The sequence below is a fragment of the Streptomyces sp. NPDC026672 genome, from assembly GCF_040638185.1.
Classification (GTDB): Bacteria; Actinomycetota; Actinomycetes; order Streptomycetales; family Streptomycetaceae; genus Streptomyces.
On the sequence record NZ_JBEZXS010000002.1, the window covers coordinates 168231 to 189794 of the forward strand.

The following is a 21564-nucleotide window of genomic DNA, read 5'->3' on the forward strand; positions in this document are numbered from 1 at the left end:
CTGTGGGGGCATGTCGACTGTTCTGATCACGGGCGCCACCTCCGGTCTCGGCCGGTACGTCGCCTTCGAGCTGGTCCGCGCGGGTCATGTGGTCCTCGCCCACGGCCGCGACCCCGGGCGGACCGAGCGGCTCGTCTGGGAGCTGCGCACCGAGGGCACCGCCGAGGGGTTCGTCGCCGACCTCGCCTCCCTGGACCGGGTGCGCGAACTGGGCGCGCGGGTCGCCGAGGCGCACCCGGAGCTGGACGTGCTGATCAACAACGCGGGTGTGGGCGGCGGTACGCCCGGCTCGGCCCGTGAGCTGAGCGCCGACGGGCACGAACTGCGGCTCGCGGTCAACTACTTGGCGCCGGTCGTGCTGACCCGCGCCCTGCTGCCGGTGCTGCGCGGCGGCGCGCCGGCGCGGATCGTCAACGTCGGCTCGGCGGGCCAGGAGCCGATCGACCTCGACGACCCCGAGATGGCCCGGGGCTACGACGGCTCCGCCGCCTACTGCCGCAGCAAGTTCGCGCTCGCCGCGCACACGTTCACGCTGGCCGAGGAGCTGGCCGGCAGCGGGGTGCTGGTCAACGTGGTGCACCCGGCGACGTTCATGGACACGGCGATGGTCCGCGACAGCGGGGTCGGCCCGTGGAACCCGGTCTCCGACGGCGCCCCGGGGGTGCTGGCGCTGGCCACGCGGGTGACGGGCTCGGGCGGCTACTTCGACGGCACGCGGCCGGCCCGCGCGCACGAGGGGACGTACGACCCGCGGGTGCGGGGGCGGCTCGCGGTGGTCACCAGGCAGTTGCTGGCCGTCTGAGTCAGACGGGGCCGCGCTCGGACTCCAGGAACGTCTCGGCCCGCGCGACCAGGCCGTCCGCGCCGCACGAACGGGCCAGTGCCAGGCCCCGGTTGAGCTCGGAGACGGAGCGGGAGGCGATGCCGTACTCGATGCGGGCCGCGGCGTGCTCGTACTGGCAGGGCGACGCCTCCAGATAGGTCACCGCCTGGGCGGCGAGGCGTACCGCGCGCTGTCCGGTCTCCAGGGAGGCCGCGCAGCGCAGGGCCTCGCCGATCGCGGTGTCCGTGCCGAACCGCTCGGCCTGGCGGCGGGCGTCGGTGGCCAGTTGGGCGGCGCGGGCCGGGTCGGTCACGGCGAGCGCGCCCGCGAGGTCGACGGCCCACGCCGCGAGGACCGGGTTGTGCCCGCCGCGCGAGGCGGCCGTCTTCTCGGCAGCCTCCAGCTCGTTGACGCCCTCCTCGGTGCGGCCCACCGCGAGCAGCAGCCGACCGCGCACCGAGCGCGGGTCGGGCAGCACGATCGTCGAGGGGTAGGGCGGTGCGAAGCCGTACTGCTCGGCGACCACCCAGGCATCCTCGACGTGGCCGCGGGCCAGCAGGGTGTCGACGAGTCCGCAGGTCGCCGACCAGTACAGGGGCAGTCCGCGGCCGACGCGCTCGGCGATCCGCAGCGACTCGCGCAGCACGCTCTCGGCGTCCTTGAGGCGGCCCTGCCGGCGGTAGGCGAGACCGAGGTAGGCGTTGGCCAGGGAGAGGTGGCCGCCGCTCCAGCCCGCGCGGGTGTAGGCGCGCAGGGCCTCGGAGAGCAGGCTCTCGGCCCGGTCCAGGCGGTCGGCGTACGCGTACGAACTGCACAGCATCATCAGCAGTTCGATGCCCCACTCGGTGTCGGTCCAGCCGAGGCCGGGTGCGAGACGGCCGTTGACGAGGGAGCGGTCGCACAGTTCGACGACCTCCTCGGCGCTCTCGCCGTGGGTCATGGCGTCGAAGCCGCGCAGGATCAGCAGCGCCCGCTCGGAGTTGTCGCGCCCGCTGCACGTCGCGGCGAGGTCGGCGAGCCGCTCGGAGCGGCCGGGCGTCAGGCTCTCGCCCCGGATGGCCTCCCACATGAAGTGCACGGCCTGCAACCGCAGCCGGGCGGGCCCGGGTTCGTGCCGGGCGGCCTCCGTCTCGACGGTGCGGACGGCCTCCTCCAGCTGGTCGTTGTGGAGCAGGGCCTGTGAGAGGCGGAAGACCGCGTCGACGCGCTGCTCGCCGGTGAGGCCGGGCATGGCGAGCGCGTTCTGCATGTGGTCGATGGTGGTGGCGGGCGCGGTGAGCAGGGTGGCGCAGCCCAGTTCGTACAGGACGCGCGCGTGGATCTCGGGGAGGGGCGGTTCCAGCAGGGCGCGTTCGAGGCAGCGGCGGGCCGCGTCGGGGGCGCCGACGGCCAGGTGTTCGCGGGCGGCCTCGCGCAGCTGCTCGACGAGTTCCTCGTCGTCGTCCGGGTGGACCCGCAGCAGATGGCGGGAGGCCGCCGCGGCGCCGCGCCCGGAATCGGTGACGACCTGGGCGGCGATGCCGTGCATGGCGGTGCACAGGGCTTCGGGGATGGAGTTGTAGACGGCGGACGCGATCAGCGGGTGGACGAACTCCAGGTCGCCGTCGGGCACTCCGTCCGGGTCGGGCTCGGTGAGGATGCGGGCGGTGCACAGCAGTTCGGCGCAGCGCCGGGCGGCGTCGACGCCCATGGTGGCGAGCCGGGCGACGAGTTCCACGGTGATGCCGTTGCCGAGGATGGCGGCGGCCCAGGCGAACCGGGTGGCGTCTATGCCGAGGCTCTCCAGGCGGGCGACGAGGCCGCCGCCGCGCGCCGAGCGGTTCAGGGACCGCAGTTCACCGGCGTGCGCCTCGACCGGGTCGATCTCGCTGTCCTGCACCTTGGCGAGGAGTTCGACGGTCTCGTAGGGGTTGCCGCCGGTGACGGCCCAGACCTCGCGGCAGAACGGGGCGTCGGCGTGCCGGCCGAGCGTGACGCGGGTGAGGCCGGCGGAGGCCTCCGGGGTGAGCGCGCTCAGGGCGTTCTCGGGGGTGGCGGCGGAGGCGGAGACGGTCTCCAGGTAGCGCAGGCTCTGGCCGCTGACCTCGTCGGGCCTGCGGGCGACCACGACGAGCACGGACAGTTCCCGGAGGCGTTCGGCGAAGGCCGCGAGCCAGCGCAGGGTCTCCTGGTCGGCCCAGTGCGCGTCGTCGATCAGCAGGACGAGCGGCCACTCGCGCTTGGCGAGCCGGCAGACGGCGGCGACGAGGCCGTCGCACACGCCCTGCGGGTCGGGGTTGCGCTCCCCGGGGTCGGCTATGCCGAGGGCGGGGCCCGCGATCTCGTACCAGTCGCCGAGGTATTCGCGGGCCTCCTCGGGCATCAGGGACATCAGCGCGGGCTGGAGGAGCTGGCGCACGACGTTGTAGGGGACGGACCTGAGGGTCTCGCCGCCGCGGGTGGACCAGACCGTGCAGCCGCGCCGTTCGGCCATGCGGCGGGTCTCGGTCAGCAGGGCCGTCTTGCCGAGTCCGGCCTCGCCGGAGAACACCAGGACGTTCCCGGAGGAGGCGTGGTCGGCGCAGAGGGCGTCGAGGGCCCGCGTGACGGCGGCGAGTTCCGCGTCGCGCTCCCACAGGGAAGCCGAAGCGACCGCGCGGGGCCGTGCCTCCGTCATCCCGTTACCTCCCCAAGTCGCCCGAACGACGTACAGACGTCGAGCCTAGCCGCCCGGCCGGGTGTGCGGAGGTGGGTCGGGGCAGGTGTTGCCGTGACGGATGAACTGGGGTAAAGGTGGGCGGCGCGGCACGCCCACGACCGGACGGCGTGGACCGGACGGCCCGTCAACGGGCCCGGAAATCCGGCGAATACCGGACAACGGGGACCGTTTGCGAACGGCCGCCGCGTCAGGAGGACGGCACGGCGGCGGGAGGTCCGAGGGACGTCCGCCGGACACCCGCGCAGCGAATCCGGCACGAATGCGGGGGCTCTCATCCCGCTTTCACCGATGCCTCTTACGGTGGGGTCATGACGCAGGCGACTCCTCCCGGGTGGTACCCCGACCCCGGGCAGACGAATGACGGTCCGGCCACCGAGCGCTGGTGGGACGGGAACGCGTGGACGCAGCAGACCCGCCCCACCGGGTCGGCCGCCCCCTGGGGTCCGCCGGCGCCGTCGGAGCCCGCCGGGCCCTATCCGCCGTACGCCGGGTATCCGCCGCATCCGCCGCATCCGCCGACGCCGCCGCGGCGCGGGCTGCGCACGGGGATAGCCGTCGCGGTGGCGGCCGCGGTGCTGGCGAGCATCGGCGTCGGTGTGTACGCGCTGTCCCGGGACGACTCGGGCGGCAGCAGCCGCGCCGGGGCGCCGCAGCAGTCGGGCGGCGGCTCGCAGGGGGGCGACTCGCAGGGCGGCGGCGCGCCGTTCGGCGGACCCGAAGGGGGGCCGGGAGGCTCCGACGGGGGATCGGGCGGCGGGTCGGACGGGGGATCGGGCGGGGGACCCGGTGGTCCCGACGGCGGGCCGGGGCAGTCCGGGCCGCCGAAGGTCGAGGGCGGCGGGAACGTGCCGGACCCGCTCAACGCGATCAGCCTGCCGGTGCCGAAGGGATGGACCGGGGAGATGCTGAGCGTGGGCGCGCAGGTGTCGTCCGAGAACGAGTACAAGTGCCCGGGCGACACGTCCAAGGACTGCACGGCGGGCGGCGCCTACTCGGCACCGGTGGAGGCGCTGGGCACCAAGGGCGACACGGCCGAGGAGGTCGCCAAGGCGGACATCGCGGTCAACGCGAAGGAGTCCTACGGCGGCAAGACCTACGGGGGCATCACCTCGCACCAGGTGCTGGCGTCCGAGGCGGTGACCGTGGCCGGGCAGAAGGGCTACATGGTCCGCTGGAAGGCCGTCACCAGCAAGGGCGCGGACGGCTACGTCGAATCGCTGGTGTTCCCCTCCCCCGCCGACACCAAGCGCCTGGTCGTGGTCCGCTTCGGCCTCGACGTCGGTCAGGACCAGTCGGTCATCGACGAGATCACCAAGGGCATCAAGGTCTCGTCGGGCGGCGGCAGCGGCCAGAACGTCTGACCCTCCCGGCCGTCCCCACACGCGTGGGAACGGCGGCCGGGTGGGCTCCCCCTCCGCTCAAGGGGGAGCCCACCCGGCCGGGGTGCGCCGCGTCCGTCCCCACGGCGCGGCGCGGCAGGTCGCCGTCCAGTCATCCCGCGGACGGCGGCCCGGGTCTCAGGTCAGTCCGAGTGCGGGCAGCACGGCGGCCTCCACGAACCGGACGAGGTAGTCGGCGTCGGCGTACTGGCCGGTGAGCACCGGGCGCACGCGCAGGACGCCGAACATCATCGCGGGGATGTACTCCAGCGCCGGATGGTCGGCGCGCACCTCGCCCCGCTCGACCCCGCGCCGCAGGATCGCCTCCAGCGCGGCGATCTCGGGGTCCACCAGCGCCTCGCGCAGCGCCTGCTTCAGCTCGTGGTCCGCGGTGACCGCGTGCCCGAGGGCCTGGAGCAGCCGGGTGTCCTTGCCCGACCAGTCGCCGGCGCTGCGGGCGGCCAGCCGCAGGTCGTCCGCGAGCGAACCGGTGTCGATGCCGGTGAAGCGCGCCTCCCTGCTGGCGCGCAGCGCGGCGGCGACGAACTGGGGCTTGGTCTTCCACTGCCGGTAGAGCGTGGACTTGCTGCACCGCGTGGTGGAGGCGACGCCCTCCATGGTGACGGAGTCGTAGCCGCACCGCCGGATCTGTTCGAGCACGGCGTCGAAGAACTCCCGCTCACGCTCCGGCGTGATCTTGGAGCGGCGCGAAGCGGTGACCGTCTCCGGTCCGTCCTCGGCCTGCGACGTCATGCGCTCTTCTCCTCACTCGCCCGCGAGCGGCGGACGGCTCGTGCGCTGTGCCGGCGAACGACGCCGGCGGGCGATCCATTCCTTGATCCGGTGTGTTCTACGTCTAGCGATACGCCAGTGTACCGGTACGCGAGCGTATCGGTACACTGGCGTATCGGAACGGAAACGTATCGATGACCGCCGGCCACCGCCCGCGTCCCGTCCCGTACCGCCTCACGCACCACCGTCAGTGAAAGGGCCGGGGGATGAATGCCCGCACCGAGCCTGAACAGGAGCCGGACTCCATAACCCGGCCCCCGCTCGTCCGTGAGTTCCTGCTCGTCGCGGGGCTCTTCCTCGTCTACAAGCTCGGCCGGCAACTGGCCACGGGCCACACCGGCGAGGCGTTCCACAACGCCCACCGGGTCTGGGACCTGGAACGCGCCGCGCACCTGCCGGACGAGCTCTCCGTGCAGTCCGCGCTGCTGCACGGGAACACGCTCGTCCACGTGGCCAACACCTACTACGCCACGATTCATTTCCCGGCCACCCTGGCCTTCCTGGTCTGGCTGTACCTGCGGCGGCCCGCGCACTACGTCTGGGCCCGCCGGGTCCTCGCCGTGGTCACCGCGGCGGCCCTCGTCCTGCCCTTCACGTTCCCGCTGGCCCCGCCGCGCATGCTGGCCGGCACCGGAATGGTGGACACCGCCCGGCTGTACGGCCCCTCGGTGTACGGCCCGCCCACCTCCGACCACCTCTCCAACCAGTACGCGGCGATGCCCTCGCTGCACTTCGGCTGGGCCCTGATGGTGGCGGTCGGCCTGATCGTGGCCACCCGTTCCCGGTGGCGCTGGCTGTGGCTGCTGCATCCGCTGACCACCCTGCTCGTGATCGTCGGCACCGCCAACCACTACTGGCTCGACGCGATCGCGGCGACCGCCATGCTGGGCGTCGCCCTCGCCCTGATCCATCCGCCGCACCGCACGCGGACCACCGCCGGGCGCGGCACCCGCGGTCTCGTGTCCGAGCAGCCGGTCCTCGTCGGGGCGGACCGATGAGCGCCGCCCTGGCAGCCGTCCTCCTCTCCCTCGTCTCGGCCGTCGCCTACGCGTGCGCGGCCGTCGCCCAGGAACGGCTCGCCTCCCGGGGCGCCGGCACGGGCCTGCTCCGGCTGCTGCGCGCCGGCGCCTGGTGGTGGGCGGTCGCGCTGAACGCGGGCGCCGCGCTGCTGCACGTCGTCGCCCTCAAGTACGGTCCGCTGACCGTCGTCCAGCCGCTGGGCGCGCTCACCCTGGTCGCCGCGGTGCCGATGGGGGCGCGGGCCGCCGGGCGGCGGGTGACCGCGGCCGAGTGGCGGGGCACGGCCCTCACGCTGCTGGGCCTCGCCGCCCTGCTGGTGACCGCGTCGGGTCCGGCGCCCGAGCGGGTGCTGAGCCTGACCGAGGCGCTGCTGGTGGCCGGCGCGACCACGACCCTGATCGGCATGCTGTCCTGGCCCGGTGCCCGGCCGGGGCTGCGGCACGCGACGGCGTCCGGCTTCGCCTCGGGGGTGGCGTCGGCGCTCACCCAGACGGTGACGGTGGCGGCGACGGACCGCTCGGGCCCGGTGCCGAGCGTCGAGGTGGTCGTGGTCGCCGTCCTGGTGGCCGCGTTCGCGACGGGCGGGCTGCTGCTGTCGCAGACGGCCTACCGCGGCGGACTCGGCGCCCCGCTCGCCGTGGTGACGCTTGCCAACCCGGTGGCGGCGGCGGTGATCGGCCTCACGCTGCTCGGGCAGGGGCTCCAGGGCGGGCCGGCGGGGGTGCTGCTGGCGCTGGCCGGGGCCGCGGCGGCCTCCTGGGGCGTGGTGACGCTGACCCGGGGCGCTCCCCGGGCGGCCGCGCCCGGTGCCGACGACCCCGGGCATCCGGTGGCCGCGGTCCTGGCGCTGGAGGCCGCCGCGGCGGCCGGGGCCTCGCCGGAGGAGGTGCTGCGGTCCCGCAGGTCCGCCCGCAGGCGCCTCACCCCTCTGTAGGCGCGATCCGCCCCCGCGCGAGAACGGAGGCGGCGGCCGACGCGTGCGGGAGATCCGCGCGCACCGGCCGCCGTCGCCTCGCGTCCGTGGGGACCGCGGGTCAGCCCAGACCCCGGGAGTCCTGCTTGAGCGCGGTGTCGACGGTCAGGGCCGTCGCCACCACGAGGCTCAGCAGCGGCTCGGGGAGCTGGTAGTGGATCTGGAGGACGTAGTTGTCCGCCGTCGTGAACATCGTCTTGGCGAGGCCCTCCCAGGTCTTGGTGATCCGGGCCACCTCGTTGTCCGCGTGGTCGACGATCGCGAAGTTCCACGCCCGCCAGTTCTCCGCCTTGATCGCGCCGACCTGCCGGCCGTCCGCGTTGATCGCGAAGTTGATCTTCCCGATGACGTTCTGCTGGACGATCTCACCCACCGTCGAGCCGTCCGGACGCGCCACGATCACCCGCGACTTGAGGAACTTGGCGGGCCGGGTCAGCAGCAGCTGCGGCTGTCCGGACGCGTCGCGGATCTCCAGCTTGTGCGTCATGAACTGGTCGACGCTGAAGACGAGGCGCACGGCCTTCTTGAAGGCGCTCTGACCGATCTGGACGACCGAGCCGAGCTCCCGGCCGCCCTGGTCCATGACCTTGTACTCGTTGGTCAGCTCGATCAGTTTGGCCTTCTGGTTCACGACGAGCACGGGCTCGGTGAACAGGGTGCCGCCACCGGGGCCGCCGGCGGCGACCCCGGCCTGCTGCTGCACCTGCTTCTGTACGCGCGCGTCGGCGGCGGGCTGCTGCGGTACGACGCCCGGGGGCGCCGCCTGCGGGGCCGCGCCCTGCTGGTTGGTGTGCTCGGTCCACTGCGCGCCGTCCCAATAACGGAGCGTCTCGGACGCGCCGTGCGGATCCGGGTACCAGCCGGCAGGAGTGTTCGATTGTGTGGTCACCGGGGCACACTATCCTGATGTGACCGGTACCTGACCAGCCCGTACGAAGCACCGTTCATCGTCCCGTCACCTGCCGCCGAACGCGGGGTCGCTCACACCGGGACGGCCGTTCTCGACATGTCCGGCGAAGCGCCGCAGGAAGGACGCGTCGGACTCGGACGTGACGGTCAGGTCGTACCAGCGGTCGCTCCCGGCGAGGTCCACGTTCTCGCGCACGGTCGCGCCGGGGCGCACCGTGACCGTCCGGGCCCGGCCGCCGTGGCCGTCGGCCACCCTCAGCCGCACCGTGGCGCGGCCCTTGTTGGTGAGGGTGAGCTCGACGTCGTCGCCGTGGTACCGGGCGGTGACCTCGGCACCCGCGCCGCCGCCCGTGCCCTTGAACACGCGCAGGAAGCCATTGGGGCCGTGCACGGTCAGGTCGTACGCGCCGTTCGAGGACGCCGGCTTCCAGGTGTCGGCGACGGACTTGCCGGCCTCGGTCGTGTAGCTCCAGGGGCCGTCGGCGCGGTTGCCGGAGGTGACGAGGAAGGCGGCGCCCGCGTGCGCGCCGGAGGCGAAGGCCAGCGTGAACCGTCCGGCGCCGTCGGCCGAACCGTCCACCACGGGGGCGTACCTGAGCGGGCGGGTGGGCTTGCGGCCGCGCTCCTGCCGGGGCAGCGCCGGGTGGGCGGGCGGCGCCGGGACGTAGTCGGGGTGGCGGTCGCGGTCCGGCGGCAGATAACCGTCGGTGCCGGGCAGCGCGACCGGCGCGGTGTCCGTGCGGGAGAAGTCGAACGCGGAGGTCAGGTCGCCGCAGATCGCGCGCCGCCACGGCGAGATGTTCGGCTCGCGCACCCCGAAGCGGCGCTCCATGAAGCGGATGATCGAGGTGTGGTCGAAGGTCTCGGAGCAGACGTAACCGCCCTTGCTCCACGGGGAGACGACGAGCATCGGCACCCGCTGGCCGAGGCCGTAGGCGCCGGCGACGTGGCCGGAGTCGCCCGTGAACAGGTCGGGTCCCGGGTCGACGGTGGACCTGCCCTGGGCGGCGGACCCGGCCGGGAACGGCGGGACCAGGTGGTCGAAGAAGCCGTCGTTCTCGTCGTAGGTGATGAACAGGGCCGTCTTCGCCCAGACCTTCGGGTCGGCGGTGAGCGCGTCGATGACCTGCGCGATGTACCAGGCACCGTAGTTGGCGGGCCAGTTGGGGTGCTCGGTGAACGCCTCCGGCGCGGCGATCCAGGAGATCTGCGGCAGCCGGCCGGCCTTGACGTCGGCCTTCAGCCGGTCGAAGAAGCCCTCGCCCCTGCTCGCGTCGGTGCCGGTGCGGGCCTTGTCGTACAGCGGGTCGCCCGGCCGGGCGTTGCGGTACTGGTCGAAGTAGAGCAGCGAGTTGTCGCCGTAGTTGCCGCGGTAGGCGTCGTCGATCCAGCCCCAGCCGCCGGCCGCGTCGAGGCCGTTGCCGACGTCCTGGTAGATCTTCCAGGAGACCCCGGCCTCCTCCAGGCGCTCGGGGTAGGTGGTCCAGCCGTAGCCCGCCTCGTCGTTGCCGAGGACCGGGCCGCCGCCCCGGCCGTCGTTGCCCGTGTAACCCGTCCACATGTAGTAGCGGTTGGGGTCGGTCGAGCCGATGAACGAGCAGTGGTAGGCGTCGCAGACGGTGAAGGCGTCCGCGAGGGCGTAGTGGAACGGGATGTCCCGGCGGGTGAGGTACGCCATCGTGGTGGCGCCCTTGCTCGGCACCCACCGGTCGTACTTGCCGTCGTGCACGGCCGCGTGGCCGTCGTTCCAGCCGTGCGGGAGGTCCTGGATGAACGCCAGGCCCAGGTCGTCGGCCTGGGGGTGGAAGGGCAACAGGTCCTTGGTGCCGTCCGACTGGTACCAGACGGGCTTGCCGTCGGGCCGGGCGACCGGGTGCGGGTCGCCGAAGCCTCGGACACCCCTGAGCGAGCCGAAGTAGTGGTCGAAGGAGCGGTTCTCCTGCATGAGGACCACGATGTGCTCGACGTCCTCGATCGACCCCGTGCGGTGGTTGGCGGGCAGTGCCGCGGCACGCTCGACGCTGTTGGACAGCGCGGTGAACGCCGTGGTGGCGCCCGCGAGTTGGAGGAATCTGCGCCGGTTGACCTCGGGCATGTCTGTGCGTCCTCTCAGCCTGACGTACGGAGGGCCAAAACGGGACCGGATGCGCGCGGTGCGAGTGTTCCAAGGGCAACGAACGGGAGGGAAGGGTCCGGTGGCGTCGATGTGACGCGAGGCGGTACGTGTGACCAAGTTCTGGCCAAGCGCACGTCACGCGGGGGCCGGGCGTCGGCTCGGCGCGGGGTCCGCGAGGCGGCGGTCGGCCGGGAGCGGGCCCGCCACCGGACCGGGGGCCCTCGTTCCGCCGCGCCCCACCCGTGCCGTACGCGCCAATGACGGCCGGCCCTCCCGCCCCCGGCAGCGACCCGGACGGCCCCGGCGGGACCGCGATCGGCACCGCCCGTAGAGTGCGCGTATACGATCCGTGATCACCCGTCACAGCTCCGCCGCACGGCCTTCACACGAGGGGCACTTCCGGCCGATCGCCGCCCGCCCGGTCCCCTCGGGGGCAGACGCCGTGCGCGCCCCCTGCCTAGCCTGCCGGGCCATGCGATCACCTCTGATGAGACGCCTCGGTCTCACCACCGTTCTCGCCCTCGTCCTCGCCGTGTTCGGGCTGGCCCCCGTGGCGAGCGCCGCCGACCCCGCGCCGGCCGACCTGACGTTCACCACCGACTCGGCCACGACCACGCCGGGCGGCACGGTGAACCTCTCCATGACACTCACCAACAACAGGACCTTCGACGTCTGGTTCGTGTACCAGACGATCGACCCGACCTGGCTGACCACCCAGCGCCCCGACCTGAAGTACTCCTTCACCGGGTGCAGTCTGGCGACGGCCGCCGGCAGCACGCCCTGTTCCGGCACGGGCCCGGCGAACCTCGGCGGCAACTACGGCACCACGATCCCGCCCGGCCAGAGCCGCACCGTCACGCTGACCCTGCAGATCGCCCCGGACTCCGGCTGCAACGGCAACATCGGCTTCTACTCGTACTACTACGCCGAGTTCAGCGACACCGTCAGCACCAACGGCGGCCCGGTGTACACGCCCGAGACGCGTGTCCTGTGCGCCTGACGCGCTTTCGGACGGCATCACGTCATTGACCTGAAACCGCCTCCGACCAGGCACCCCGCGTGGTCTGGACCACCGGCGGTTCCACCGGCGGGCCCGTGCGGCCCGCCGGTGCGCCCCGCACGGCACCGACCAGCGGGCGCACCCGGCCCGCGCCCGCGCACACGGCCGCGCCCAGCGGTGCGGAACGCCCAATTCACCTACGGACAGGGCGTGTTGGACACCTTCGGTTTTCCGTCAGGTTTCGCAACACGACCACGAAAGCTACACAGAGACACCACCATGTGAGCCGACGGATGCGTCGACGACTGGCCTCTGAGGGGGAAGCCGGCGTCGCGCCAGGGGGTGCGTCCGCTCCACGGGAGCCGTGCTCACCCCTGCCCGGGGAGGGGACTTCACCGCATGAAGCGGACCTTACGCACCAGCGCCCTGACGGCGGGTGCGCTCATCGCCGCACTCGGCCTCCCGGCCGGCACGGCACAGGCCGACACCGCCGAGCCCCGCATCGACCTGAAGGTGCTCGTGGTGAGCGACGGCGGTCCCGCCACCGACGCCATCGCCGCCGAACTGGACACGGCGGGAACGCCGTACACCGAGGTCGACCTGACCCGCGCGGACCGGCCCGTGATCGACGCGGGCTTCCTCGCGGACACCGTGGACGGCCGCCCCCGCGCCAGGTACCAGGCCGTGGTCCTGCCCAACGACAACCCGTTCGCCGCGGGCTCCGCCGAGATGACCGCCCTCGCCGACTACGAACGCGCGTACGCGATCCCGCAGGTGGACGCCTACACCTACGCCCGCCCCGAGGCCGGCCTCCAGTACCCCGTCGCCCCCGGCTACTCCGGCAGCATCGACGGGGCGCAGGCGACGGTGACCGCGGCCGGCAAGGCGGGCCCCTTCGGCTACCTCGAAGGCTCGGTCCCCTTCGAGGACAACGACCCCGCGATCGGCGAGAGTTACGCCTACCTCTCCCGGCCCGCGCCGGGCGCCGACTTCACCCCGTACGTCGAGGCGCCCGTGCCCGGCTCCACCGAACGCGGCTCCCTGGTGGGCGAGTACCGGCACGACGGGCGGCGCGAGCTGGTCGTCACGTTCGTCTACAACCAGTACCAGCAGCAGTTCCGGCTGCTGGCCCGCGGCATCGTCGAGTGGATGACCGGCGGGGTCCACCTCGGCGCCTCCCGCAACTACTTCGCGGTGCACGTGGACGACGTGTTCTCCGCCGACGACCGCTGGGACACCGTCCTCAACTGCACGCCCGGCGACGTCGACTGCCCGCCCGGCCAGGGCACGCCCCAGCCGATCCGGATGACCCCGGCCGACGTCGACCACGCCGTCGCCTGGCAGAACAGCCACGACTTCACCCTCGACCTGGTCTACAACGGCGCCGGCAGCGTCGACCAGCGCGAGGAGCACGGCGGCGTGGACGCGCTCGCCGACGAACTCGTCGCGAACCGCGACGAGTTCCGCTGGGTCAACCACACCTACACACACGCCTTCCTCGGCTGCGAGCAGGACACCACCGTGGTCCCCTGGAGATGCGCGACCAACCCCGACGGCAGCACCAAGTGGGTCAGCCGCTCCGCCATCGGCGACGAGATCGCCACCAACCGCGTCTGGGGCCAGGGCCTCGGACTGCCGCTGGAGAACGACGAGTTGGTGACCGGCGAGCACTCCGGTCTGAAGGTGCTGCCGCAGCAGCCCACCGACAACCCCAACCTGGCACCGGCCCTCGCCGACAACCACATCGACTGGCTCGCCTCGGACAACTCCCGTGACCCGGTGCAGCGGCAGGTCGGCCCGGCGACCACGGTCTCCCGCTACCCGATGAACGTCTTCTACAACGCGGGACGGGCGGCCGAGCAGGTCGACGAGTACAACTGGATCTACACCAGCCGCGCCCAGGGCGGCAGTGGCATCTGCGAGGACAACCCGGCGACCACCACCTGTCTGCCGGCGCCCCTGGACCCGGCCACCGGCTACACCGGCCACATCGTGCCGCTGGAGACCCGCATCGCCCTCGGCCACGTCCTCGCCAACGATCCCAAGCCGCACTTCATCCACCAGTCCAACCTCGCCGAGGACCGCATCGCGTACCCGGTCCTCGACGGCGTACTCGACGGCTACGGAGACCTGTTCGCGGCCGACACCCCGCTGGTGAACCTGCGGATGAAGGACATCGGCACGGAGATGAGCCGGCGGGCCGCCTGGCGGACCGCCCTCGCCGCCGGGCAGGTCACCGCCTACCGCGTCGGCGACACCGTCACCGTGGACGCGCCCGGCGGGCTGGCCGTCACCGCGACCCTGCCGACGGGCAGCGAGCGCGACGGCGCCGCCTTCGGCACGCCGTACGCGGGCGGGGTCTCCGGCTGGACCCCCTCCGCGGGCACCCCGGTCGCGCTCGACCTGCCGGCCTCCGCCGCGGCCCCGGCCCCCGGACCGGACGCGGACGGACCGGCACAGGTCCCCGCGCCCGCGCCGGACACCCGGGTCCCCGCGGCCGTACGCGATCAGGGCCCCACGGAGAACTGAACCGCGCACCGAACCACGGTCCCGGCCGCCGACCACCGGCCGGGACCCCCTCACGACCACCTCACACTCCGGCCGTGGAGCCATCGATGCACGTTCAGCACGGCACGCGCAGCACCGGCGCGACGCGTGTCACCCTCCTCACCGAAGGCACCTATCCGCACAGCCACGGGGGCGTCAGCGTCTGGTGCGACCAACTGGTGCGGGGCATGCCCGACGTCGGGTTCGAGGTCCTGGCCGTCACCGGCACCGGACGCGAACCCGTCGTCTGGGACCTGCCCGCCCACGTCTCCCGGGTGCGGTCGGTCCCCATGTGGGGCGAGCCGCCCGCGGGCCGCGCGCCCCGGGGCCGCGCCCGCGACCGGCTCGCCCTCGCCCACGAACGGTTCCTGACCGCGCTGCTCGACCCCGGCGCGGAGGACGGGTTCGCGCCCGCGCTCTACGCCATGGCGCGGGCCGCGGCGGACGGCACGCTCAGCCCGTTCCTGCGCGACGACCGGGCGGTGCGGATCCTCGCGGCGGTCTGGAACCGTCCCGGCCTCGCCGTGCGCGAGGCCCGGCCGAGCCTGCACGACGCGCTGACCGCCACCGCCCTGCTGGAACACGCGCTGCGCCCGCTCGCCGCGCCGCCGCCCCACGAGGGCGTCGCGCACGCGGTCAGCGGCGGCGTCGCGGCGCTGCCCGGCCTCGCCGGACTGGAGCGGCACGGTGTGCCGCTGCTGCTGACCGAGCACGGGGTCTATCTGCGCGAGCGCTACCTCGGCTACCGCACCGCGCCCTACCGCTGGCCCGTGAAGGCGGTCGTCCTCGGCTTCTTCCGGCTGCTGGCCCGGGAGAGCTACGAGCGCGCCGCTCTGGTGACCCCCGGCAACCGCTACAACCGTCTATGGGAGGAGGAGGGCGGCGCCGCGCCCGAGTCGATCCGCACCGTCTACAACGGCGTGGACCCGGCCGCGTTCCCGCCGGCCGGGCCCGAACCGGAGGTGCCGACGCTCAGCTGGGCCGGCCGGGTCGACCCGATCAAGGACCTGGAGACCCTGATCCGCGCCTTCGCCCTGGTCCGGGAGCGCGTTCCCGAGGCCAGGCTGCGGCTGTTCGGCGGCACACCGCGGGGCGGCGAACCCTACCGGGAGCGCTGCCGGGCCCTGGCCGCCGAGCTCGGGCACGCCGACGCCGTCGCCTTCGAGGGCCGGGTCGAGGACATCAAGGACGCCTACGCGGCGGGCAACGTGGTGATGCTCTCCAGCATCAGCGAGGGCTTCCCGTTCACCCTGATCGAGGCCATGTCGTGCGGGCGGGCGACCGTCTCCACCGACGTCGGCGGGGTGCGGGAGGCCGTCGGGGACGCGGGGCTCGTGGTCCCGCCGCGCGATCCGGCCGCCATGGCGCGGGCGGCCCTCGACCTGCTCGCCGACCCCGGGCGGCGGCGCGCGATGGGCGAGGCGGCGCGGCTGCGGGTGATCGAGCAGTTCACCCTGCGCCAGACCGTCGACACCTTCCGCTCCATATACCGTGAACTGCCCGATCTCCTGCGGCCGTCGGTGCCCGAGCCCGTGGGCCCGGCCGCACCGGCCGCACCGGTCGACGGACCGGCCCCCGCGGTCACCGGCACGGGGAGCCTCGCCGGATGAGCGGGCCGATGGCACTGGAGCCCGGCGGGTCCGAACAGGACACGCTGGCCCTGCGGCTGGCGGCGCCCCGGTCCGACCGGACCCTGTCGCTGCGGCTGCCGGTGTTCGCCCCCGACGAGGACGCGGTCAGCGCGCTGGCCGCCGCCCTCGCCGACCGCGTCGGCCCCGCCGTCCACCCCTACGAGGTGGCGGCGCTGCTGGAGGCGGAGGGGTTCTCGGCCGAGGTGATCCGGGAACGGTACGGGCATCCGAACCTGTTCTCCCTCGCCGCCGCGCTGTACGAGCGGGTGCCCCGGGTCTTCCCGGAGCCCGCGCCGGCCGCCGACCCCTGGCGTCCGGACACGGCGCGCTGTCTGCTGCGGGGCGTGCTGTTCGCCCTTCCGGGACTCGCCTATCTGCTCACCGCGCCGGTGTGGCAGCCCGGCCGGCACGCGGTCGCGCTGATCGTGGCGGGGCTGGTGTCCTGGGCCTGGGGACAGGCCCTCGGGCACCGGGCGCACCTGCGGATGACGGCCGGACGGCGCGAGGCCGGACGCGCCCTGCTCGTCGGGGCGCCCCTGGGCGCGGTCCTGGCCACGGGCGCGGGCACCCTCGCCGCCGGGGGCGGACCGGTCGCGCTGGCGGCGGCCGGGCAGTCCCTGTACCTGGCGGCGGCGGGCGTGCTCCTCGTGCTGGCCCGCGAACGGCTGCTGCTGGCCGCGCTCAGCCCGCTGATCGCGGGCGCGGCCGTGCTGCCCTGGTGGGAGCCGGGGCACCGGGTGCGGGTCGGTCTTGTCCTGCTGGCGCTGGCGGCCACCCTCACCGTCACCGGCCGGGTCCTGGCCTCGGCGCTCGCCGTCCCGGCCGCGGCGGGCGCCGCGCGGCCACCGCTCGTACGGTCGCTGCCCTACGGCCTGTTCGGGCTCGCCGCCGGTGTGCTCGTGCTGCTCGCGGGCCGCCGGGAGCCGTACGCCGTGATCGTGCTGACCGTCAGCATGGGACCGGCGGAATGGCTGCTGTACCGCTACCGGGGGCTGTCCGTGGGCGCGCTGCGCGCCACCGCGACACCCGCCGGGTTCCTGCTCCGCTCGGCCGGCGTCCTCGCGCTGTGCCTGTCCCTGTACGTCCTGCCGCTGGTGCCCGCCGCGATGCTCACCGGCGCCGGGCCGTTCACCCTGCCGCTGCTGGCCGCCGCCCTGTGGATCGCGCTGCTGCTCCAGGCGTTCGGCGCGGCCTGGCCGCCCGCCGTCCTGTGTCTGCTCGCCGCGGACACGGCGGGCACGGTCACCCTGCTCGGCGTGCCGCCCGGCCCGGTGATCCTGCCGGTGTGCTGCGCGGCCGCCGCGCTCTGTCTCGCGGTGTGCGCGCTGCGCCTGCTCGGCCGGCCCGCGTCGCACGCCTGACCCCCCGGCGCCACCGCGCCGCTCCGTTCACGACCACCGCACCGCCCCGGCCGGCGACGGCCGGGTCCCACCTCCCACGCACGCTCGACCGACCGGAAGGACACCAGAGTTGACCTCCGCACCGCTCGCCGCCGTCACCGGCGCCGAGGGCTTCATCGGCTCCCACCTCACCGAGGCGCTGGTCGCCCGCGGATTCCGGGTCAGGGCCATGGCCCAGTACAACTCCTTCTCCTCCTACGGCTGGCTGGAGACCCTGCACCCCGACGTCCTCGACCATGTGGAGATCGTCCTCGGCGACGTCCGCGACCCGGGCTCGGTGCGCGGCCTGCTGGAGGGCGCCGACTGCGCCTACCACCTGGCCGCGCTCATCGCGATCCCGTACTCCTACCGGGCGCCCCACAGCTACGTCGACACCAATGTCACCGGCACCCTCAACGTGCTGGAGGCGGTGCGCGCGCTCGGCACGCCCCGGCTGGTGCACACCTCGACCAGCGAGACCTACGGCACGGCGCGGACCGTACCGATCACCGAGGACCACCCCATCAACACCCAGTCGCCGTACGCCGCTTCGAAGGCGGGCGGCGACCGGCTGGCCGACAGCTACCACGCCAGCTTCGACACCCCGGTGGTGACGCTGCGCCCGTTCAACACCTTCGGACCGCGCCAGTCGATGCGTGCGGTGATCCCCACCGTCATCGGCCAGGTCGCCGCCGGGGAGCGCGCCATCACCCTCGGCGACCTGCGCCCCACCCGGGACTTCACCTATGTCGCCGACACCGCGCAGGCGTTCCTCGCCGTCGGCACCGCGCCCGCCGAGCACGTGGTGGGCCGCACCTTCAACGCCGGTACGGGCGGGGAGATCTCGGTCGGCGACCTCGTCGCGCTGATCGGCAAGGTGATGGACGTCCCGCTCGACGTGCGCGAGGACAGCGCCCGCATCCGCCCGGCCAACTCCGAGGTGATGCGGCTCGTGGCCGACGCGACCCGGCTCGCCGGCGCCACCGGCTGGCGCCCGGCGCACACCCTGGAGCAGGGCCTCGCGCACACGGTCGAGTTCTTCCGCGACCCGGCCAACCTCGCCCGTTACAAGACGGGCATCTACAACATCTGATCCTTCCCGGCACGTCCCCCACGTCCACGTAGGAGGAACCCATGCACGCTGTGATCCTGGCGGGAGGCAAGGGCGTCCGGCTTCGGCCCTACACCACCGCGCTGCCCAAGCCGCTCGTCCCCATAGGCGACCAGCACGCCATCCTGGAGATCGTGCTGCGCCAGTTGTCCACCGCCGGATTCACCCATGTGACCATCGCCATCGGCCACCTGGGAGAGATCATCCGCGCCTACGTCGGCGACGGCTCCCAGTGGGGCATGCACGTCGACTACGCCACCGAGGAGAGCCCGCTGGGCACCATGGGCCCGCTGCTCAACCTGCGCAACCGGCTGCCCGAGACGTTCCTCGTGATGAACGGCGACGTCCTCACCGACCTCGACTACGCCGACGTCCTCGGCCGCCACCGCGACTCGGGCGCCCCGCTGACCATCGCCACGTACTCCCGCAAGGTGCACATCGACTTCGGGGTGCTGACCACGGACGCGAGCCGGGTCGTCGCCTTCACCGAGAAGCCCAGCATGGACTACCGGGTGTCGATGGGCGTCTACGGGCTGACCCTCTCGACGCTCGACGGCTACACCGCGGGCCTTCCGCTCGGCTTCGACGAACTGGTCCTCGACCTGCTGGCCGCCCAGAATCCGCCGCACGCCTACGAGTTCGACGGATACTGGCTGGACATCGGCCGCCCGGACGACTACGACCGGGCGAACGCCGAGTTCACCACCCGCAAGTCGCTGCTGCTCAAGGGAGCCTGAACCCTCCATGCGCATCCTCGTCCTGGGCGGCTCCGGTTATCTGGGCACGCACGTCGCCGAACGGCTGCGTGCCCTGCCGGGCGCCCTCGTACTCGGTGGCGGGCGCTCGCCCGCCGCCGAGTACGGCATCGACCTCGCCACGGACCGGCCGGAGCGGCTGGCGAAGACCCTGGCGTCGGCGGCACCCGACGCGGTGGTCAACTGCGCGGGCGCGACCGGCGGCGACGCCGTGACGCTCGCCGAGGTCAACGCCCGCGGCCCGGCCGCGCTGTGTGCGGCGCTGCGCTCCGCGGCGCCCGCCGCGCGGCTGGTGCACCTCGGGTCGGCCGCCGAGTACGGGCCCGGGGAACCGGACACCGCGGTCACGGAGTCGGCGGCCACCCGGCCGGCCGGGCCGTACGGCGCGACCAAGCTCGCGGGCACGGTCGCGGTGGCCGCGTCCGGCCTGAACGCGGTGGTGCTGCGGGTCGGCAACCCGGTGGGGCCGGGGGCTCCGGCGACCGGGCTGCCGGGCCGGATGGCGTCGCTGCTGCGGGCGGCCGGCACCGACCCGGAGGCGGTGGTGCGGCTCGGCGACCTGTCGGCGTACCGGGACTTCGTGGACGTGCGGGACGTCGCGCGGGCGGCACAGCTCGCGGTCACGGCGGCCGGTCCGCTGCCGCCGGTGCTCAACATCGGGGGCGGGCGGGCCGTCGCGGTGCGCGAACTGGTGCGGGCGCTGGCCCTGCGGGCGGGCTTCCGGGGCCGGATCGTGGAGAACGCGGGCGGTTCGGCGCGCTCGGCCCAGGTGTCCTGGCAGTTGTCGGACATCACGGCGGCCGGTCAGACCCTGGACTGGCGGCCCGCGTACTCGCTGGAGGACGCGCTGGCCGCGCTGTGGGCCGAGGTCGGCGCGGCGCCGTGAGCCTGCTGATCCCGCTGTACGTGCATCCGGCCGACGACCCGGGCGCCTGGCACCGGCTGATCACGGCCGCGGACCGTACGTACGCGGTGGTGCTCAACCCGGCGAACGGGCCCGGCAGCCGGCCCGATCCGGCGTTCGCCGCCGCCGCCGGGGCGCTGCGGGCGGCGGGGGCCCGGCTGCTCGGTTACGTCGACACCGACTACGGCGTGCGCGAGCGGGCGGCGGTCACCGACGACCTGCGCCGGCACCAGGAGTGGTACGCGACCGACGGCTGCTTCCTCGACCGGGTGACCGCGACTCCCGAGGGGCTGCCCGCCTGCCGCCGGACGGTCCGGGCGGTGCGCCGGCTGGGGGCGACGACGGTCGTGCTGAACCCGGGTGTCCACCCGGCGCCCGGCTACGCCCGGCTGGCCGATCTGACGGTGACCTTCGAGGGCCACTGGTCCACGTACGTCTCGGCGTTCAGCCGGCCGGCGTGGGCCGAGCGGCATCCGCCGGAGCGGCTGTGCCATCTTGTGTACGGCGTGCCGAGGCCGCTGGTGCCGCTGGCGGTGCGCACCGCGTGGGACCGCGGCGCCGGGGTGTCCGGGCCGGTGACCAGCGAACTGCCCAATCCATGGGCGGAGTTGACTCCCGCACTGACAGGGGTGGAGTGATGAGGGGCGCGGTACGGGCGGGCGCGTGCGCGCTCGCGGGGTTGCTGGTCTGGGTGCTGGCGGGATGCTCGTCGTCCGACGCACCGGCCGGCGGGTCGTGGTGGCGGCCGCGGCCGGGGCTCGCCTGGCAGTGGCAGCTCGACGGACGGGCCGACCCGTCCGTGGACGTGCCGGTGTACGACATCGACGGTTTCGAGAACTCCGCGGCGGACGTGGCACGGCTGCACCGGGACGGCCGCAAGGTGATCTGTTACGTCAACGTCGGCGCCTGGGAGGACTTCCGGCCCGACAAGGACGACTTCCCGCGCTCCCTGCTGGGCGCCGCCAACGGCTGGGAGGGCGAGCGCTGGCTCGACATCCGCGAGCTGTCGGTGCTGCGGCCCCTGATGGAGCGCCGCTTCGACATGTGCCGGGACAAGGGGTTCGACGCGGTGGAACCCGACCTGGTGGAGGGGTACACCAACCGGACCGGGTTCCCGCTGAGCGCCGACGACCAGCTCGCCTACAACCGCATGATCGCGCGGATCGCACACGAGCGGGGGCTGGCGGTGGGGCTCAAGAACGACCTGCCGCAGATCCCGCGGCTGCTCGGCGACTTCGACTTCGCGGTGAACGAGGAGTGCGCCCAGTACGACGAGTGCACCCGGCTCACCCCGTTCGTGAAGGCGGGCAAGGCGGTGTTCCACGTCGAATACGCCGAGCCCGCGGCCGAGTTCTGCCCGCAGTCGCGCAGGCTGCGGCTGTCGTCGATGCAGAAGAAACTCGACCTCGGGGTGTGGCGCAGGCCCTGCTGAGCCGTCGGCGCCGCGGTCTTGCCAGAACCACAGGAGCCCCATGAAACTTCATAATTAATGCATTCACGGGTCGCGACCGGCATGACTGCTCAGTG

17 protein-coding genes are annotated in these 21564 nt (G+C 73.7%); 13 read left to right on the forward strand and 4 right to left on the reverse strand.

The features are described 5' to 3' along the window. Positions 1 to 10: 10 nt before the first annotated feature. A complete protein-coding gene (locus AB0F77_RS02450) occupies positions 11 to 802 on the forward strand; it encodes an SDR family NAD(P)-dependent oxidoreductase (protein WP_361940083.1) in 792 nt (263 codons plus the stop codon). Between the two features lies 1 nt (position 803). Here the strand turns inward: AB0F77_RS02450 and AB0F77_RS02455 are convergent, their stop codons facing one another. Then, positions 804 to 3479, reverse strand: a complete 2676-nt coding sequence (locus tag AB0F77_RS02455) for an AAA family ATPase (RefSeq protein WP_361940086.1) — start codon at positions 3477 to 3479, stop codon at positions 804 to 806. Positions 3480 to 3829: 350 nt separating this feature from the next. Between AB0F77_RS02455 and AB0F77_RS02460 the strand changes: the two genes are divergently transcribed. Continuing rightward, a complete protein-coding gene (locus AB0F77_RS02460; protein WP_361940089.1) occupies positions 3830 to 4882 on the forward strand; it encodes a DUF2510 domain-containing protein in 1053 nt (350 codons plus the stop codon). A 156-nt stretch (positions 4883 to 5038) separates the two neighbouring features. On the opposite strand, the gene AB0F77_RS02465 is transcribed toward AB0F77_RS02460, so the two are convergent. Then, positions 5039 to 5653 carry a TetR/AcrR family transcriptional regulator C-terminal ligand-binding domain-containing protein gene (locus AB0F77_RS02465; RefSeq protein WP_361940092.1) on the reverse strand — a complete coding sequence of 205 codons (615 nt, stop codon included), beginning with the start codon at positions 5651 to 5653 and terminating at the stop codon, positions 5039 to 5041. Between the two features lie 245 nt (positions 5654 to 5898). Between AB0F77_RS02465 and AB0F77_RS02470 the strand changes: the two genes are divergently transcribed. Both AB0F77_RS02470 and AB0F77_RS02475 read left to right on the forward strand, forming a co-directional pair. Then, positions 5899 to 6690 carry a phosphatase PAP2 family protein gene (locus tag AB0F77_RS02470; protein ID WP_361940096.1) on the forward strand — a complete coding sequence of 264 codons (792 nt, stop codon included), beginning with the start codon at positions 5899 to 5901 and terminating at the stop codon, positions 6688 to 6690. Then, the gene (locus AB0F77_RS02475; protein ID WP_361940099.1) at positions 6687 to 7646 is read left to right on the forward strand and encodes a hypothetical protein; all 960 of its coding nucleotides are present in this window, start codon (positions 6687 to 6689) and stop codon (positions 7644 to 7646) included. Before AB0F77_RS02470 ends, AB0F77_RS02475 begins: the two co-directional genes overlap by 4 nt. Before the next feature lie 100 nt (positions 7647 to 7746). Here AB0F77_RS02475 and AB0F77_RS02480 read toward each other — a convergent pair whose 3' ends face one another. After that, positions 7747 to 8574 carry a phospholipid scramblase-related protein gene (locus tag AB0F77_RS02480; RefSeq protein WP_361940102.1) on the reverse strand — a complete coding sequence of 276 codons (828 nt, stop codon included), beginning with the start codon at positions 8572 to 8574 and terminating at the stop codon, positions 7747 to 7749. A gap of 66 nt (positions 8575 to 8640) precedes the next feature. Continuing rightward, the gene (locus AB0F77_RS02485) at positions 8641 to 10689 is read right to left on the reverse strand and encodes a phosphocholine-specific phospholipase C (RefSeq protein WP_361940105.1); all 2049 of its coding nucleotides are present in this window, start codon (positions 10687 to 10689) and stop codon (positions 8641 to 8643) included. A 493-nt stretch (positions 10690 to 11182) separates the two neighbouring features. Here AB0F77_RS02485 and AB0F77_RS02490 point away from each other — a divergent pair, with 493 nt between their 5' ends. The 9 genes from AB0F77_RS02490 to AB0F77_RS02530 all read left to right on the forward strand — a co-directional run bounded on the left by AB0F77_RS02490 (position 11183) and on the right by AB0F77_RS02530 (position 21469). Beyond that, entirely contained in the window at positions 11183 to 11710 is a 528-nt protein-coding gene (locus AB0F77_RS02490; RefSeq protein WP_361940108.1) for a hypothetical protein, read from the forward strand. Between the two features lie 399 nt (positions 11711 to 12109). Further along, complete coding sequence (locus AB0F77_RS02495; protein WP_361940111.1) at positions 12110 to 14239, forward strand: hypothetical protein; 2130 nt, start codon at positions 12110 to 12112, stop codon at positions 14237 to 14239. 86 nt (positions 14240 to 14325) lie between these two features. Then, positions 14326 to 15867, forward strand: coding sequence for a GT4 family glycosyltransferase PelF (pelF, locus tag AB0F77_RS02500; RefSeq protein ID WP_361940114.1), 1542 nt, complete (start codon positions 14326 to 14328; stop codon positions 15865 to 15867). Then, positions 15864 to 17249, forward strand: a complete 1386-nt coding sequence (locus AB0F77_RS02505; RefSeq protein WP_361940117.1) for a hypothetical protein — start codon at positions 15864 to 15866, stop codon at positions 17247 to 17249. The genes pelF and AB0F77_RS02505 overlap by 4 nt, the downstream gene beginning before the upstream one ends. Before the next feature lie 109 nt (positions 17250 to 17358). Next, complete coding sequence (locus tag AB0F77_RS02510; protein WP_361940120.1) at positions 17359 to 18360, forward strand: GDP-mannose 4,6-dehydratase; 1002 nt, start codon at positions 17359 to 17361, stop codon at positions 18358 to 18360. Between the two features lie 41 nt (positions 18361 to 18401). Continuing rightward, positions 18402 to 19115, forward strand: a complete 714-nt coding sequence (locus tag AB0F77_RS02515; RefSeq protein ID WP_361940123.1) for a nucleotidyltransferase family protein — start codon at positions 18402 to 18404, stop codon at positions 19113 to 19115. A 7-nt stretch (positions 19116 to 19122) separates the two neighbouring features. Continuing rightward, the gene (locus AB0F77_RS02520; protein WP_361940126.1) at positions 19123 to 20019 is read left to right on the forward strand and encodes an NAD(P)-dependent oxidoreductase; all 897 of its coding nucleotides are present in this window, start codon (positions 19123 to 19125) and stop codon (positions 20017 to 20019) included. Then, positions 20016 to 20675, forward strand: a complete 660-nt coding sequence (locus tag AB0F77_RS02525) for a spherulation-specific family 4 protein (protein ID WP_361940129.1) — start codon at positions 20016 to 20018, stop codon at positions 20673 to 20675. Before AB0F77_RS02520 ends, AB0F77_RS02525 begins: the two co-directional genes overlap by 4 nt. Next, entirely contained in the window at positions 20675 to 21469 is a 795-nt protein-coding gene (locus tag AB0F77_RS02530) for an endo alpha-1,4 polygalactosaminidase (RefSeq protein ID WP_361940132.1), read from the forward strand. The genes AB0F77_RS02525 and AB0F77_RS02530 overlap by 1 nt, the downstream gene beginning before the upstream one ends. The last annotated feature ends 95 nt before the right edge of the window (positions 21470 to 21564 follow it).